The organism is Phycisphaerales bacterium, assembly GCA_016716475.1.
In the GTDB taxonomy this organism is placed as follows: domain Bacteria; phylum Planctomycetota; class Phycisphaerae; order UBA1845; family Fen-1342; genus JADJWG01.
In genome coordinates, this window is the sequence record JADJWG010000001.1 from 428,498 (window position 1) to 444,224 (window position 15,727).

13 protein-coding genes and 1 tRNA gene are annotated in these 15,727 nt (G+C 65.4%); 5 read left to right on the forward strand and 9 right to left on the reverse strand.

The window, feature by feature from the left end; genetic code table 11:
- Nucleotides 1-166: 166 nt before the first annotated feature.
- The 6 genes from IPM18_01830 to IPM18_01855 all read right to left on the reverse strand — a co-directional run bounded on the left by IPM18_01830 (nucleotide 167) and on the right by IPM18_01855 (nucleotide 4,506).
- Entirely contained in the window at nucleotides 167-421 is a 255-nt protein-coding gene (locus tag IPM18_01830; GenBank protein ID MBK9118328.1) for a hypothetical protein, read from the reverse strand.
- An 89-nt stretch (nucleotides 422-510) separates the two neighbouring features.
- Nucleotides 511-1,506 carry a nucleotidyl transferase AbiEii/AbiGii toxin family protein gene (locus IPM18_01835; GenBank protein MBK9118329.1) on the reverse strand — a complete coding sequence of 332 codons (996 nt, stop codon included), beginning with the start codon at nucleotides 1,504-1,506 and terminating at the stop codon, nucleotides 511-513.
- Nucleotides 1,499-2,116: a type IV toxin-antitoxin system AbiEi family antitoxin domain-containing protein gene (locus IPM18_01840; protein MBK9118330.1), complete on the reverse strand. Its 618-nt coding sequence runs from the start codon at nucleotides 2,114-2,116 to the stop codon at nucleotides 1,499-1,501. The genes IPM18_01835 and IPM18_01840 overlap by 8 nt, the downstream gene beginning before the upstream one ends.
- A 353-nt stretch (nucleotides 2,117-2,469) precedes the next feature.
- Nucleotides 2,470-2,543 (reverse strand) — tRNA-Arg (locus IPM18_01845).
- Nucleotides 2,544-2,896: 353 nt separating this feature from the next.
- Nucleotides 2,897-3,841 (reverse strand): hypothetical protein, encoded by a 945-nt coding sequence (locus IPM18_01850; GenBank protein MBK9118331.1) that lies wholly within the window; start codon nucleotides 3,839-3,841, stop codon nucleotides 2,897-2,899.
- 359 nt (nucleotides 3,842-4,200) lie between these two features.
- Entirely contained in the window at nucleotides 4,201-4,506 is a 306-nt protein-coding gene (locus IPM18_01855; protein MBK9118332.1) for a hypothetical protein, read from the reverse strand.
- 179 nt (nucleotides 4,507-4,685) lie between these two features.
- On the opposite strand from IPM18_01855, the gene IPM18_01860 reads away from it, so the two are divergent.
- The 4 genes from IPM18_01860 (at nucleotide 4,686) to IPM18_01875 (ending at nucleotide 12,190) form a co-directional block, all read left to right on the forward strand.
- Nucleotides 4,686-8,858: a protein kinase gene (locus IPM18_01860; protein ID MBK9118333.1), complete on the forward strand. Its 4,173-nt coding sequence runs from the start codon at nucleotides 4,686-4,688 to the stop codon at nucleotides 8,856-8,858.
- 19 nt (nucleotides 8,859-8,877) lie between these two features.
- Entirely contained in the window at nucleotides 8,878-10,140 is a 1,263-nt protein-coding gene (purD, locus tag IPM18_01865; protein ID MBK9118334.1) for a phosphoribosylamine--glycine ligase, read from the forward strand.
- A gap of 79 nt (nucleotides 10,141-10,219) precedes the next feature.
- Nucleotides 10,220-10,648 carry a VOC family protein gene (locus IPM18_01870; GenBank protein MBK9118335.1) on the forward strand — a complete coding sequence of 143 codons (429 nt, stop codon included), beginning with the start codon at nucleotides 10,220-10,222 and terminating at the stop codon, nucleotides 10,646-10,648.
- Nucleotides 10,649-10,741: 93 nt separating this feature from the next.
- Entirely contained in the window at nucleotides 10,742-12,190 is a 1,449-nt protein-coding gene (locus IPM18_01875; GenBank protein ID MBK9118336.1) for a cation:dicarboxylase symporter family transporter, read from the forward strand.
- A 16-nt stretch (nucleotides 12,191-12,206) separates the two neighbouring features.
- On the opposite strand, the gene IPM18_01880 is transcribed toward IPM18_01875, so the two are convergent.
- The 3 genes from IPM18_01880 to IPM18_01890 all read right to left on the reverse strand — a co-directional run bounded on the left by IPM18_01880 (nucleotide 12,207) and on the right by IPM18_01890 (nucleotide 14,486).
- Nucleotides 12,207-12,884, reverse strand: coding sequence for a response regulator transcription factor (locus tag IPM18_01880; protein MBK9118337.1), 678 nt, complete (start codon nucleotides 12,882-12,884; stop codon nucleotides 12,207-12,209).
- A gap of 213 nt (nucleotides 12,885-13,097) precedes the next feature.
- Entirely contained in the window at nucleotides 13,098-14,006 is a 909-nt protein-coding gene (locus IPM18_01885) for a uracil-DNA glycosylase (GenBank protein MBK9118338.1), read from the reverse strand.
- Between the two features lie 51 nt (nucleotides 14,007-14,057).
- Complete coding sequence (locus IPM18_01890; protein MBK9118339.1) at nucleotides 14,058-14,486, reverse strand: PEGA domain-containing protein; 429 nt, start codon at nucleotides 14,484-14,486, stop codon at nucleotides 14,058-14,060.
- Nucleotides 14,487-14,983: 497 nt separating this feature from the next.
- Between IPM18_01890 and IPM18_01895 the strand changes: the two genes are divergently transcribed.
- Entirely contained in the window at nucleotides 14,984-15,727 is a 744-nt protein-coding gene (locus IPM18_01895; GenBank protein MBK9118340.1) for a hypothetical protein, read from the forward strand.

Consider the following 15,727-nt stretch of genomic DNA (forward strand, 5'->3'; position numbering starts at 1 on the left):
CGCTCTGCCAGCAGCGCCGCCTGGGTTTCGCGAGAGCCATCCACCGGCCGGAGACACCCCAACGGCCTCATCGGCGGTGACACCCTGTCTCCTACCTTTCGCGGCGGAATGAACTGGGCCCGCCAGAGCCACGCGCCCGAGAGGATTCGAACCTCCGACCTGCGGTTTAGGAAGCCCGCTTGAGTCGAACGTAACGAATGATGATAGCGGAACTTGCGACGCAAGCCGAGATACCCTTACCGAGCAGCACGCCGGAATCGACGATCAGCTCGTGGAGTTGAGTGGACTCTGGCAGACACTCGACCCCGCAAGCCGCATCGCACTGCTCGCGCTTGCTCGACAGTTTGCCGCTATGGCCGAGACGCTCGAAAGCGTTCGGCGTAATCGTCCGGCCAAGCCGGAATCGTGATTGCATTGCCATCGTGGCGCTCATCACTTTTGCGTTTGCCCTCGCTGACCCGCGCAGCATGTCAAGTTTTGTCGCAGAAAAACTGGACGACGTCAAACCGTTCAAAGACGGTTGATCGTCGCTTCCAGCTCGCGAAGGGAGACCACGATCTCATCAAACTCCGGCACATCACCGAAGAGCATCTGGCGCATGTCGCGATAGTCGCGTCGAAGCTCGGCGAGACGCTCGTCCGCCGGCACGAGTCGAAGCGTCCCGGGTTTCGCATCCTCATAGCGCGCCCAGGAACTCGGATAAAACCGCTGCTTGAACTCGACGACATCCGCGAGCAACTGCAAGTCGCGAAGGGCCGCCGAGCGCACTGCACTCAGCGCGAGTCGATGCATGTCGTAGTAGTGCCGTGAGTATCGCAACGGCATCAGATCGCTACGGTGAGCTTGTTGATGGAGGATGGTCGCCTTTTCCCAAAACGTGCGCTCGGCATCGATGGCGACAACCGGGCAATCAGGTTGCTCGAACACGTTCGGGAACTCGTCGGCCGCGTACGGGCGGATCGTGTAAGGATGCGACGGAATCCAGGACGCGAGCGGGCCGATCTCCAGTCGCACCATCGGCCGCAGATACGCTTCTGAAAACGCCGCCGGATAGGCCACATTGACGGCGTGCGGGGCATCGGGGTCAAGCGAGGGGAGCACGCCGGGACATACCTGTAACAGCGCTGCGAGATCAGCGAGCAGTGTGCTAGCGATGTACGTGGCGGCGGCTTCGTTGACCTGGCGGTTGAAGCGCTCGCGCTGTGTCTTTGACGTAAATTGCTGCCATGGGTCAGTGGCGCTCTGGCCGAATCCGAAGAGCCGCCAGTCGAGTACCAGGTCGATGTCTTCGGAGAACCGGTCGATCAGGCCGAAGACCTTCGAGAGCGACGTGCCGCCCTTGAATACGACGCGTTTCTTCATGGCGTCGTCGGTGAACAGCGCGCGGAGCACCCAGCAGACCCAGAAGTCCTTCTCGACGATGGCCGGGTTCAAACCGCGGTTCGTGGCCGTTGCACCAAACAGCTCTTGTCGCTGCTCCGCGGGAAGCCGAGCGATCTTATCCATCATCGTCCTCCGCGCAGATCCCGCGGATGGCCTCGTAGATCCAACCGGTGACGAACTTGGTGTCTGAAAGCACGGCGGAACGCCGCTCCGGTGCAAGCCATTGGCGCACTTTACGTCTGATGACGGGTGTGAGCCGCTCCTGCCCCATCGTGTTTAGCGCCTGCACGATGAGTGCGCTCTCGGGCAGCTTGAGGTTGATCTGCTTTGCAGCCGTGTGTCGAAATTGGAGCTTGCTCTTTCCAACCTGGTACGCACGATCCGGCCCGTCCGACAGATAGTCGAACGATGCCGGCACTTGAGTCGATAGGCCGATGATGTTCTGGGCGGCGCTTCCGCTCGGTTGGATGCGCCAGCCAAACTTGCGCGCAAGTGCGCGCGCGATCTGGTCCACGTCGGGGGCAAGCTCGTTGCCGAGCAGCTCGCTTTGGCGCGGGTAAATGTAGACGCCGCGAATCGCCCGGCGAATTCGTCCCTTTCGGGTCAGGCGGTGCAATGCGAGGTCAATCGCCGCACGGCTTCCGAGCGGCGCGAGATCATTCGGCGAGAACGCCCATCCGGGTCCCTCCCGCTCAATCCGCTTAACTGCTTTCTCTTCAACGCTTTGCGGCACGGTGCATCCTCGGTCGTGTAAGAAAAAATACCCTGTTTTTCTTACAGAGTCAAGGGCCGGAAATCCTCAAGTCCCGATAATTGGCCCTCCCCACCCCCAGCCTTCAAGCTTTCGCGGTCCACGCTGGACGCCTGACAAAAAACAGCAGTCCACGCCGGTCTCTTTGCGTCCGCTCAGCCGGCAGTCGGCGGCGGTCACAAAGGAGACTGGCATGGTGACGACTGCAATCGGTGCTGCGGGTGAATTCGATCGTGAATCGCTGCGACTGATCGCGACCGCCGTGAAGTCGGTCAATCACGCTGCCAAGCGCGCCAATAAGAGCGTTACAGCGAATTCCCCGAGAGAGAGTGAAACGCGCCCGAGAGGATTCGAACCTCCGACCTGCGGTTTAGGAAACCGCTGCTCTATCCTGCTGAGCTACGGGCGCAAATTCATGCACAAGAGTAAGTTGCGAAACTACTGCCTTTACCGACTCGCCGGCCACGGTCACCGGAAGTGGCCTCGGATTCCACTCGATGGAGTTCGATGCAGGCGGTTCGCGTCCGGTGGTCGTCCTGGCAAAACGCACTCAACAGCAGCCCACGAAACCCGCTCCAGTCGACCTGCTGCGTTCGTAAACCTGCGAACAAACCGGGCAGTGCCGCTGAAATCAGGGTAGAGGTGGAAGGTAACGCTGTCCATGCCCTGCTCGACCGCCCACTCCCATCCCAGCGCAACGGTCAGCGCCATGACTCTCCAAAGAAGACTCCAACCGACCTCTTTGCCTTCATCAACACCGCTTCAGGGCGGCGTATGCGAAACCGTTTTCTGTCGCGCCGGCGCGGGCTGCGATTCGATCGTGATGCACGCCTCCAAGGTGCCTGGGGCACGCGCAGGGGCCCACGCCAGCCAAAGCCACCCGGCCAGAACCGCCGCCGCCCCGGCCCACTGTGCAGCGAGGATCAGGGGCGTGAGTTCGGCCAGTGCGCCCACCAGCCGCAGGGCGAGCAGGCCTCCGATCCCCAGGGCGGCACTGAGCAGGACGCTGGGTGCCCCCACCCCCGGCCGCCAGGTCAGCAACAGCAGCACCACCAGCAAGACCAACTCCCTGCCAAGCGGAAACACGGCAATCCCGAAGGTCAGCCCGCGACCGAGATTCTGTAAAGCACCCCAGGTCAGGTGCCAGACGGTGCGATCCTCGGTCGGAGCGGGACTCGCCAACGTGACTTCTCCCGCGCCAGCCCCCATCAGCTCGCGCGCGGGCCCGTCGGCGCCGGGCTTCCGTGCCCGCACCCACATGTGCTTGAGATCCGCAACCAGCCACGCTTCATAACCGAGGTGACGCAGTACGGACGCCGCGACGACTGCCCGGCCGTCGCAATCCTCCCGACCCAACGCAACCACTTCCGCGACCGTGGGCACAAAACACATCACACCCCATGTCTCCCAGTCGAAGGCATACGGGACCCGCCGCACCACCTCCCGCTCCACCACGGCCGTGACCTGCGCCACACCCGCGTCGGCCGGCAATTCCGCGCGGATTTCCGCCGCCAGCGCCACGATGTAGGGGTGGTCCGGCTCCAGGACACGTTCGAGGTTGGCGAGCCGCGTGAGAAATGTCGGCAGAAGATCGATCCGTGGATACAGCACAAACAACAGGACAATCGCGAACGTGAGTGCTTTCAGTGGCCAGCGCACCCACCGTGACTTCGTGTGCAGCCGTCGCCAAGCCGTCGCTACAGCCATGATTCGGTCGCTCCGCGCGGGGCGCCCACCCGCCGGTAGATGCTACGCGGGTGAAACGCCGGGGACGCATCCCCCGCGACGAAAATGTACCTTGACAATACCTAACAATAACCGTACACTGAAGGCAGATTCGCGGTTGCGAATGCTTCCCACCGGATCCATGAATTCGGGCGTGGCTGGCCACGGAATCGGACGCCAAGGAGGGCGTGCCGCCCGAACATTCGCCGCTCAGGGTCGGCGTGTGCGCGCCGGCATTGACCGCGGCCGGCGCAGGAGGTGCCCCATGGCATCGCGTACGCAGAGCAATCGCCTCACACCCGCACCCTACGAGCCCGACACGCTGATTGGGCGGATCACGCTCATTTTGCCTTTGATCGGCCCGGCCGAGCTTTTGGGGCTCGCCGACTATTTAGAACAGCACGCTGCATTGCGTCTTCGGCGCCCTGCACGAAGTCACGAATCTCGTCTTCGGAGGCGGACCCGTACTCCAGTTCCCAGTCGCGTAAACGCTTCAATGCGTCGACCCGCAACTCGGGGCGCTCGACCATCATGAGGAGCCCGGCAGCGCACCAGCGTGTGACCCAGTGGCCCGCCACACGGGCCTCCTCGTAGAGGCGCTTCATGCTTTCGTCGACCTGGAAGTTGATCTGGGGTTTACGGGCCATGGGCTACCTCACGAGGATCAAGGAGTGCACTGATTCCTAGGTTTCCATTGTGCCCGCCGGCGTGGCGAACGGCAAGTGTGCGCGGAATGGATTCCGCCGCAGCCGCACCGCGCCGGGCGGGTACAATCCTTCACCTGTCGCGCGGGTCTGAGCACCCGTGGGTCCCTGGTTGCCAAACGATGACGACGACACCCGACAACACCGATCAGCCGCAAAGTGCCCCCGCCGCGGATCACGGACCTGTGACGGGCAGTGGTTCGCATGCTGATGAGCCGACGCGCGTCTCGGATAATTCCGGAACTCCCGGGGACTACACCACAAGCGGCCTGGAGCGCCCGCAAATCGAGGGCTACGCCCTGCTCGGTGAGTTGCACCGCGGCGGTCAGGGTGTCGTCTACCGGGCTCTGCAACTTGGCACGAAGCGGCAAGTGGCGCTCAAAGTGCTGCTCGAAGGGCCCTTCGCCGGCGAGTCCTCCCGGCGCCGTTTCGAACGTGAAATTGAGCTGGCGGCCTCCCTGCGGCACCCCAATATCGTCACCATCCTCGATTCGGGTCTGAGTCTCGGCCGCTACTACTTCGCGATGGAGTTCATCGACGGCCTGCGGCTCGATCGTTTCGTGGCCCAGCGCGGGTTGTCTCTGCAAGCTTCCTTGGCGCTGTTTGCCAAGGTGGCCGAGGCGGTCAATTTCGCCCACCAGCGTGGCGTGATTCACCGCGATCTCAAGCCCCCCAACATCCTCGTGGACGAAGCGGGCGAACCGCACATCCTCGATTTCGGCCTCGCCAAGCCCGTGCAGTCCATGCACACGGGCGAGTCCACGGTCCAGGTACTCTCCATCAGCGGACAGCTCATCGGCACCGTGGCCTACATGTCGCCTGAGCAGGCCGCCGGCCACCACGACGTGGATGTCCGCAGCGATGTCTACTCGCTCGGCGTGATTTTCTACGACGCGCTGGTCGGCCGCCCACCCTACAGCGTCGATGGGCCGCTCGGTGAAGTTCTCAACCGCATCGCCCACGATGACCCGGTCCACCCACGCTCGGTCGTGGGAGGCCCGCGTCTGGCGCTCGACGACGAGGTCGCCACGATCCTCGTCAAAGCCCTCGAGAAGGAGCCCGCCCGGCGCTACCAGACCGCCGGCGAACTCGCACTCGACCTGCGACGCCGACTCAACGGTGAACCCATCGAGGCCAAGCGCGCCAGTGGCCTCTACATGTTCCGCAAGGCGTTGCGGCGCTACCGCCTGCAAGCGGCCACGGCTGCGCTGATTGTCTGCATGCTGATCGGCTTCGCGATCACGTTTGCCGCGCTCTTCACCTCCGAGCGCGAGGCCCGCAGCCGCGCCGACGCGCAGACCCGCGAGGCCGAAGCGCGCACCGCTGAAGCCCGCGACCTGGCGCTCGCACAGGAACGCGCATTTCAGGAAGCGATGCGTGCCCAGCAGCGCCTGCGCCGCGCCCTCGTGCGACAGCAGATTCAACGCGGCGACCTCGCCCTGGTCCGGGGAGACTTCCGCGAAGCACGCGACAGTTACTGGCAGGCCTATGAGGTCGCTCCCGGACCGGCCGCCACCTGGGCTCTGCGGCGCTATTACCTCGAGACTCCGGACAACGGTGCCCAGCGCCTCGCCTTTGAGTCCCACGGACCTACGCGCCTCGCGAGCGGCGGCACCCTCGCAGCGGTCTGCCCGACCCCTGGCACGATCGTCGTGCGTTCACTGCTGGACGGGCATACGCTGCACGCCGTGCACGTCCCCGGACCCGTACAGCTTCTCGACCTGCGCGACGACGGCACGCTTGCAGCCGTCGGCGATCGCTGGGTGCGGGTCTGGCGGCCGGGAGAACTCGCGCCACAATTGACCGTTCACCTCCCTTTCGATTCGACCCCGCAGTCCGTGTTTGCCCTCGACGGGGGTGCGCGGGTCGCGTTGCTGCTGGGACGCCGGGCGCTCATCTTCGGCCCGCAACCGGAGGAGAGTCGTGCGGTGCTGCTACAGGGAAACGTGGCAGACACACCGAATTCCGACTACCGTGGCGGCACCCCGGTCTCGCGAGCAACCCTCAGCGACTACGACCCCATCCGCGGTGCTCTCGCGGTCATCACAACCGCGGGGGTCGAATGGGTACGCCTGAACGACCCCAACGCACAACGCTCCGAACTGGTCTGGCGCGGCAACGTGCCGGCTATCGCAGTCCGGTTTGATGGCGAGCAGGTGCTGGCCGTGCTGGCGGATGCGCTCTACGTCGCGCTCGCCGGCGATCTCGCCCTGGACCGCTGGACGCGCTTCCAGGATGTCGAGCCGGGCTGGACCACACTCGATCTGCGCAGCGGCGTCTCGGCGGTGGCCGTGGGCCGCCAGGATGGAATGCTCGCAGTCTTCAGCGGTGGCGTGGAGATCGGCCGGTGGAGCTACAGTACCCCGGGTCTCCAGCAGCTTAGTTTGCAACCGGAACGCAGCGCCGTGCTGACGCTCGACGGTGCGACCTCGGTCACTTACTGGTCACGGCCGGACGAGACCGCCCAGCGCCACCTTATCCAGGCGAGTGTCGCAAACGACTGGGCCGTGTCCGCCAATGGAATGCTGGCACTCCTGGCCCTGCCGCGCGACTGGGTCGTCGCGGTCCGTGCTGACGCTTCCGAACCCCCCCGGACCCTGCTGCGGCCGCGACTTTTCGGCGGCGGGGAAACATCCCTCGCCGTCAGTGCGGACGGCACTCGGGCCGTCGTCCGCGACCGCACTACCATCCGCCTCTGGGATGCGCAGCTTGATGCCCTCCAGACGCTGCGCTGGTCACACGAACGGCTGATGGCGGCCGAACGGGTCGCGCTCAGTCATGATGGACGCTTGCTGGCCTTGCTTGCGCGGACCCCCCTCGGCGATCAACAGCAGATCGCGCTGCGCCGCTGGCCTGTTGAAAGCGAGGAGATCGACGCCACAGCGCTGGAACCGCGCCCCATAGACTTTGTCGGTGCCGCGGTGCGCGAGCTCGCGTTCTTCCCCGATTCGCACGACCTGCTGGTGGTACGCTCCAACGGTCACCTGCTGCGTGCAGACCCCGAACACCTGGCGGATCGAGGCGCACCGACGACACCCTGGCTCTCGCTGGATGGGGTTCCGGTGCGCGTCGCCTTCAGTCGCTCAGGCGCGCATCTCGCCGTTGCCTGCGAGGACAACGTGCTGCGCATCATTGCCGTCGCCACCTCTGAGGTGCAGCACCGCATCCCACTGAACGCACCCGTGAGCGCGCTCGCCTTCAACCCGCGGGACGAAATCCTCCTGGTGCGTGAGGTCACCGGCGAGATCCGCTTGATCGACCCGGTCGACGGCGAAACTTTATCCGCGTGGTCACAGCCCGCGGCCGGCCCGCGGCCCCTGGCCGCGTGGTTTGGCCGCACCGATGACGGCCTGCTGATCGAAGAGGCCGGCAGTATCTTCGAGGTCCGGTTCGCCGAAGCCGACGACGTCATTGAGCGGAACCGCGCTTACGCGCGCGAGACGCAGGTCTCCGGCGCGTTGGCCCAAGCCGAATTCGCGACGGCGTGGCGGGCGGCAACGGACCTGGCCCATGAGGCCCCGGCCCGTGGTTACGAGGCCCAGGTGGCCGTGCTCGAAGCCGCGTTGCGGCGCCCGGCGGTTGCAATTCCGCCGCTGTGGTGGGAAACCGCGCTGACCCATGCCACACCGGCCATTTCCACACGCCTCGCACACGCGGCTTACGAAGGCGAACGCTTCCCCCTCGCGCTGGACTGGTTTCGGGCAGCCGACGCCGAATCCGATTTCGGCCTCGACGCTTTCAGCCGACTGCGCCTGGCCGAGTGCGAATATCTCGCGGGGGACGCCGCCCGCGCCGAGGCGAGCTACGCGGCGGTCTTGCTGCTCGATGATTTTGATGCCGAGCGTGCGGCCACAGTGGCGCTTCAGCGTGTCGCGGCGCTGCTGGCCAGTGACCGCCTCGAGGAAGCCCGTCGCGTCGCGCTCCGGATTGGCGACCCCGACGCGCGCGGGCGTAAACCGGATCTGGTCGCGGCGACCTTTGCCAGCGTGATCGCCCGCAGCATCACGGGCATCGAACGAGACAGCGCGCTCGCCGCAGCCGTCGACAGCATTGTCGCCGCCGTCGGGCAAAGGGCGCTGTTGTACCAGGACGACGAGCATTTCTTCGCCGGTGAACTGGCCCGACTGCGCGGCGAGCCAGAGACGGCCGCGGTACACTACCAACGCTGTGTAGACTTGGCGCGCGACGCATGGCCGTCGAATTGGGCGCGTTACCGGCTCGCAATGCTGATCGGGCAGAGCCCGGAACCGGCCGTCCCGGTCCGCCCGACTCGGAATGACAGCACGCCGCGGTAGCTGTTTCGAAGGAGTTTGCATGGATGTTCTCGTGATCGGCTCGGGCGGCCGTGAGCACGCCCTGTGCCACGCTCTGCGCCGTTCGCGCCGGCTGGGGCGGTTGTTCATCCTGCCAGGCAACCCCGGCACGGCCGCGCTGGGAACGAATGTGCGCGGCGATGTCAACGACATCGCCCGCGCTCTCGAGATTGCGCGCCGCGAGAAAATCGATCTCACGATCGTCGGCCCGGAAGATCCGCTCGCCGGGGGCCTGGTCGACGCGTTTGAAGCAGCGGGTCACCGCATCTTCGGCCCGTGCAAGGCAGCGGCGGAACTGGAATCCAACAAGGCCTTCGCCAAACAGCTCATGCGCCAATATGCCGTACCGACGGCCGAAGCCCGCATTTTCGACGATTTCGAGCTCGCTCAGCAGTACATCGCCTCACGCGACGACGCCGTAGTCATCAAGGCCGCCGGACTCGCCAAGGGCAAGGGGGTCGTCGTCTGCGAAGATCCGTCTGATGGTCTCATCGCAGCGGAAAAGATGCTGGTGCATGGTCAGTTCGGCGCGGCCGGCCGGCAGATCGTGGTGGAGGAGCGGCTGCTCGGGCGCGAGGCATCACTGCTGGCAATCGTGGACGGCCACACGTCGTACCTGCTCGAGACCGCCCAGGATCACAAGCGCCTCCGAGACGGTGACGCGGGCCCCAATACCGGTGGCATGGGGGCGTTCTCACCCTCACCGGTGCTCACCGACGCACTCGTGCAACAGGTGCAATCACAGATCCTGGTACCCGTACTGGACGGCCTTGTGCGGCAGGAGATGCCCTATCGCGGCGTACTTTACATCGGGTTGATGGTGACCAGCGCGGGCCCCAAGGTGCTCGAATTCAACTGCCGTTTCGGTGATCCGGAGACTCAGGTCATCCTCCCGCGGCTGAAATCCGACCTGCTCGACCTGCTCGAGGCCGCAGTCACCGGCCAGCTCGAACAAGTCGAGGTGCGCTGGGATCCACGACCGGCCTTGTGCGTGGTGATGGCTGCGGCCGGCTACCCGGATGTCTCTACCCCTGCCGTGCCGATTCGCGGCATTCCGGAGCCCACCGACGACGTCATCGTATTCCACGCCGGGACTGCGAAGCGCGGCTCCGAACTCGTCACCGCGGGCGGCCGTGTGCTGGGTGTAACGGCGCTGGGCGATACGCTCTCGGCCGCACACACGCGCGTGTACGAGACGGTCGCCCGTATCCAGTTCGATGGTGCGCAGTTCCGCACGGACATCGGACAGCCCGCGGCCGATTGAGGGCGCCGCGTTTCCACCACACTCCTTCCCGTGCACCGCTTCCGCGGTTACATTCACGTCCCCGTACGAGGATGCTGCGATGCTGTTCATCGGTGACATCCACATCTACGTCAGCGACTTCACGCTTGCCCTGCGATTCTGGGCGGATGGCCTGCGGCTCGAAGTGGCTGAGAAGGAAGTCAGCACCCATGCGGGCTATGCACGGCTGAACTTCCCCGACGGCGGCACTTCCATTCGGCTGCTCGGCCCAGTCGAACCTTGGCCGCAGGGCGAGCGCCTCCCGAGCACGAAATATCCGACTGTCCGCTTCGACATTACCACGACCACCTTCGACGAGACACTCGTGCGTCTGATCGAGCACGGCGGCCGACAGGTCGACGACATCGAAAGCTACCAGAATCTGCGCATCGTCACGCTCGCTGATCCCGATGGCAACCTGTTTGAGCTGCTCGAACTCGATGAGGATGAGGACGACCGCGCGCTCGACACCGCGTCGGAAGTAACCTGACTGCTCGCCAGGGTCTGCGTGCCACGGGCCGCGCGCGACCAGGCACGTTCCTGTCTGATGACCAGGCCACCGACCGGGAGGACCGGCCGTACCATGAAATTGCACAACCTCATCTTCCTCGGCATGCTGGCAGGTGTGGCGGTGGGTTTCGGGCTCTGGCAAGTTGCGGAAGTCGCAGCCAAGTCCGGCACGGCCCCCCCCGCGTGGCATGGTCCGGTGCTGTGGACACTCGACCTGCTCGGGCCGACGCTTTTCATGGGCCTGCTGCGCATGATCATCGCGCCGCTGATCCTTGCAAGCATCGTGGCGGGGGTCACGAGTCTGCCGAACCTGCGGCAACTCGGCTCGATCGGCTGGAAGACTCTGGTCTATTACATGCTGACCACCACCCTCGCGGTCGGCATCGGTCTGGCGGCCGTACTGATCATCCGCCCAGGTGAACGTCCCGCCTCCCAGGAGGCCCGTGACCGGGCCCTGTCGGAGCAGTCCACGCTGCGGGAGCGCTATGCGGACATCAGTGGTCAGCGGGCCCTCGACGGCGCCGGCACCCCGCGTCCCGAGTACGTCGCCTGGCTGCGGGGACAGCGGCAACTGGCCGGCGCAGAGGGCTCGCGCTACGAAGCACAGCAACGTGCCATCCGGGCCGCCGAACAGCGGACTCCCGGGGAGATCTTCATTAACGACATCCTGGCGCCGATGCTGTCGAATCCCTTCGCCGCACTGGCTGATACGAATGCACTGGGCATCATCTGCTTCGCGCTGCTGCTGGGCATCGCGTGTTCCTTCGTTGGCGCCCCCGCCCAGCCGGTCGTGCAGTTCTTCCAGGGGCTCAACGGCGTGATCATGCAGATCACGCAGTGGCTCATGTCCGTGTCCCCCATCGCGATCGCCTGCATCGTGGCCAAGCTGGTCGCCGATACCGGCCCGAGCGTGTTCGTCAGTCTGGGCTGGTACTGCGCGACAGTCATCGGCGGAATCGGGCTGCACATTCTGCTGCTGCTCGCGATCTGCGCGCTGGTCGGTCGCATTGGTCCGCGCCGTCTCTGGCAGGGCCTGCGCGAGGCCTACATGATCGCGTTCTCGACGCGGTCCAGCGCAGCGACCCTGCCGGTGACGATCAATTGCGTCACCCGCAAACTCGGCGTATCGCCCAAGGTGGCGAACTTCTCGCTGCCGCTCGGCGCTACCATGAACATGGACGGCACCGCGCTCTACGAAGGGGTTGCAATCATCTTTCTGATTCAGATCTTCGGCGGGCTCGACGATGTACAGATCACCATGACCGCCATGACTACCCTGCTCATCTTCATCACGGCTGTCCTGGCCTCGGTGGGCGCCGCGGCCGTACCCAACGCCGGCCTCGTCACGATGGTGATCGTCGCCAACGCGGTCAACCTGCCGATCTACTACATCCCGCTGATCTTCGCGGTTGATGCCGTGCTCGACATGTTCCGTACCTCGACCAATGTCCTCGGCGACGCGGTCGGTGCCATCGTGGTCGACCGGCTGGAGCATGGGTCCAGTGGTCCCCCACTGGCCTGAGCCGCGCGTGTGCGGCTCAGGGTTCGACGAGGTGATGACGGATCGCGTAGCGCGCCAGCTCCACCCGGTCACGCACCCCGAGCTTACGCAGCAGTCCTGTACGGTAGGAATCCGCGGTCTTGTAGCTGATGCCCATCAACTCCGCCGCATCACGCAGTGCCAGGCCGCGCGCCAGCAGCGGCAACAGCTCCGCCTCGCGTCGCGAAAGGCGCGCCGCGTGGGCTGCGGTGCGCCGACCATGCTCCAGCAGCGACAGGATGTGCGCCGGGAACCAGGTCTCGCGCCTGAGCAAGGCGCAAACGGCGGCACAGAGGTCCTGCGGTTCGACATCCTTCGGTACATAGCCATCGAGCGCGCAGCCGCTCCACCAGGAGATGTGACCCGCATCCGTCGCGCCGGAGACAATCAGCAGCCGGGCCTCGGGATGGTGCCGCCGGATGCGCTCCAGCACTTCCAGCGCCTCCGCCCGCGGCGCATCCACAATGCAGATGACGACTTGCGGTTGGCCGCACGGCGTCGGCCGGTTCTGTGGTGCGCCGAAATCCGCGTCGGCCAGCACCCACGGTTGCCCATACGCAGCGAGCAGGACCCGATAGGCCGCCCGATCAAGCGCATGGCGCGCCACAATCTGAATGAGCGGTCCGGCGCGGTCCGACGACGATAGGGCTGGGTTTTCCTGCGTGTCTGTCGACATGACCAGACCCCCATGGAGAGCCGGCAGACCAACTCAGGACCGCCTTGTGGCCGCTGCCCGCGCTCTCCAACCATTCACGAGCATAACATGTCGATGCTCGAACGCGAGTGGGTATTTTCCCCCTGTGCTGGTGTACTCCTCGTTCTCGCGAACGCCGCCCCCGAGCACACCAAGGCAATGGCTCGGCCACCCTCACCCTACGCGAAACGAAACCTAGCGCGGCGGCGTTTGAAGTCCCAGCAGGCCCATCACCTGCTGCAAGTCTTCCCACGCTTCTTTCTTCGCGGGCGGATTGCGCAGCAGGTACGCCGGATGAAATGTCGGCATGAGCTTCGCTACGGGCAGGCCGAAAGCCGCCAGTTCCGGTGGCGGAAAGTCGTGGAAGACTCCACGCAGCTTTCCGATCGGGGTCTTGGTGGACAGCAGCGTCTGCGACGCCGGTCGACCCAGCGTGACGATGACCTTCGGCCGTAGAATCGCCAACTGCCTGAACAGGTAGGGACTGCAAGCCGCCATCTCATCGTCTTCGGGCGTGCGGTTGCCGGGAGGGCGGCACTTGACGACATTGCAGATGTAGACCTGGTCGCGCGTCAACGACATCGCGGCGATCATGCGCGTGAGTAACTGGCCGGCGCGGCCCACGAACGGTTCGCCCTGCGCATCCTCGTCGGCCCCGGGTCCCTCGCCCACGAACACAAGCTCCGGGCGAACCCGACCCACTCCAAAGACCGTCTGCGTACGGCCCTCGAACAGTCGGCACTTCCGGCACCCGCGAACAAGCCCCTCGTCCAGCGATTGGAGCGCGGCCGCGGCCTCCGAGACGCTCAGTTCCCGCGTACACAAAGGCGGGAGATCCACGTCATCCACCACTCCGATGCGTCCCCCCGCACTGCCACCGGCCGTTCTCCCGCCGGAGATCCGCGCGGGCGGCGGCACCGCCCCCGGCTGCCCCTGCCCGTTGCTGCGCTGCGGAGTAGCCACGGCCTCGGCAACAGGAGCCGACCACGAGTGGCCAAGCAGGGCCCGCAGTCGGCGGGACGCTTCGTCAGCCGGTAGCGGGTAAAGCGGTATTCCGAGCCGCTGCTCGTTACGGAGCCAGTTTCGAAGGGCTTCCGATTGCATATCCACTGCCACGGCGCTCCTGCGCTTCAATGGGCCACCCGCAAACACGCTTCAAGGGGCCTCGTCCCCGGCTTGCGACCGCAACTCGACGGCCCGCTCTACCAGATCGGACGTCGTCGGCTGCTGCGCCGGCTGCAATTCGTAGACCGGGAAATCGTGTACGTCCCGAATCATCCCCGGCCAGAGGCACTCCACCAGGAAATCGACCGGTGGGTACTGCCACCATGGCGTTTCCAGGCGATGGTTCGTCTTCAACGTCTCGTAACCTGGCTTGCGAAAGACCAGGTCGTAGTCACCGTACCAGGTGAAACTGAACTGCGCCGGAGTGGCCCCGATTTCCTCGTCATTGACGAAGACCAACGCTCCCGACGGCCGCGTGTCGATGCGCCCGATCCGCTCGACGCAGCCCGTGCAGATCAGCCCCGTGGAAAGCATCCCCGCGAAAGTCCAGATTCGCCTGCCGCGCGTGGTTCCGATCATGCCGAGTCCTTCTCGTGGCGCGTAAACCGGTGGGCCGCGCGCGCGTCCACTCCGGCGCCGGCATTCTACCGGCCAAGTGCGTGGGCGTCATATCCGCAGCCCGGCAGCACGCCGTTATCCGCCTAGCACCGGGGATCATGGCGACGCGCGCGCTGATTATCACGTAACAGTGCGCCATAGCGCTTGGGACCTCCAGCCCTCTGCGACCCGCATTACACCGGCTGTCATCGCGTGGGCACGACGCGTCCGAGTTGCATCTGCGTCCGTTCCGGCTTTCGCTCACTCCGATGCATTCGGCATCTTTCGGGACGCGCGGCATGGGTTCCGATAGTGCACACCCTCAACCCCGTTCGACTTGCCCACACCTGCAGCCATTCGAATACTCCGCTTGACGCTCCCCCGAACGTCCGGCCTGTCCGCAATGGGCTTGCGGAGTCAAGTCCGCGCAACCGCGGGACGAAAGCACCACCGGAACGTGCGGTACAGAAGGAGGACGCATGCCCGCAACGCTCACACTCACTCGACGCCGCACCCAACTCGAGGTGCTTGAACGGGCCTGCGCGATGCGCCAGCGCGTCCTCCTGCTGCCGGCCGACAAGTCGCAGGGCCGCGCCATCGAAGGCACGCTGCTGGCGCTCGAGCCCGATGGCCTGCTGGTCACGTGGCCGACGACCGGGCTCGGACCGCTTACGGTGCACGGTACGCCTGTCCACGGCCTCTTTGCCTGGGACAATCGTACACTCGGTTTCCGCAGCCAGACCTGCGGCCGCGTGTGGCACCTCGCCCCTGGCGGTGGCGATATCGAAGCCCTGAAGCTGACCCTGCCGCTGCGGGTGGAGCGCCGGGAGGAACGGCGGCGCAATCGCCTCGTGCTGGGCGGCCCCACGCCCGTCCCGCTGCAGTGTACCAGTGTCGCCGACGACCACCGACACATTGCGGCCGAACTCAGCAACATCTCCTTCGGTGGACTGAGTGCCCGGGCGCGGGGCGTGTCCGCCATGACCATTCAGCGTGGCGCGCTGTATTGGACCTGCTTCGATCTGCCCGGTCTCAGCCGGCGCTTCGAGTTCGTGGTGCGAATCGCCCATGTGCGACACAACCCGGCCACGAGCGAGACCTCGTTCGGCGGCAGCTTCATTGCCGGGGAGGACCCCACCCCGCACCGTCAACAACTAGACGCGATCGCCGAGTTCATTGCCAGCCGCGCGGCTTTGCGAGCCGCCCGGCGGGAAGGAGCATAG

What these genes read in the sequence shown, in the direction of transcription:
- IPM18_01875 (MBK9118336.1), top strand. Translation starts at nt 10,742, where the DNA reads ATGAAATTGCACAACCTCATCTTCCTCGGCATGCTGGCAGGTGTGGCG.
- IPM18_01895 (MBK9118340.1), top strand. Translation starts at nt 14,984, where the DNA reads ATGCCCGCAACGCTCACACTCACTCGACGCCGCACCCAACTCGAGGTG.
- IPM18_01850 (MBK9118331.1), bottom strand. Translation starts at nt 3,841, where the DNA reads ATGGCTGTAGCGACGGCTTGGCGACGGCTGCACACGAAGTCACGGTGG.
- IPM18_01880 (MBK9118337.1), bottom strand. Translation starts at nt 12,884, where the DNA reads ATGTCGACAGACACGCAGGAAAACCCAGCCCTATCGTCGTCGGACCGC.
- IPM18_01835 (MBK9118329.1), bottom strand. Translation starts at nt 1,506, where the DNA reads ATGGATAAGATCGCTCGGCTTCCCGCGGAGCAGCGACAAGAGCTGTTT.
- IPM18_01885 (MBK9118338.1), bottom strand. Translation starts at nt 14,006, where the DNA reads ATGCAATCGGAAGCCCTTCGAAACTGGCTCCGTAACGAGCAGCGGCTC.
- IPM18_01870 (MBK9118335.1), top strand. Translation starts at nt 10,220, where the DNA reads ATGCTGTTCATCGGTGACATCCACATCTACGTCAGCGACTTCACGCTT.
- IPM18_01855 (MBK9118332.1), bottom strand. Translation starts at nt 4,506, where the DNA reads ATGGCCCGTAAACCCCAGATCAACTTCCAGGTCGACGAAAGCATGAAG.
- IPM18_01830 (MBK9118328.1), bottom strand. Translation starts at nt 421, where the DNA reads ATGGCAATGCAATCACGATTCCGGCTTGGCCGGACGATTACGCCGAAC.
- IPM18_01860 (MBK9118333.1), top strand. Translation starts at nt 4,686, where the DNA reads ATGACGACGACACCCGACAACACCGATCAGCCGCAAAGTGCCCCCGCC.
- IPM18_01890 (MBK9118339.1), bottom strand. Translation starts at nt 14,486, where the DNA reads ATGATCGGAACCACGCGCGGCAGGCGAATCTGGACTTTCGCGGGGATG.
- purD (MBK9118334.1), top strand. Translation starts at nt 8,878, where the DNA reads ATGGATGTTCTCGTGATCGGCTCGGGCGGCCGTGAGCACGCCCTGTGC.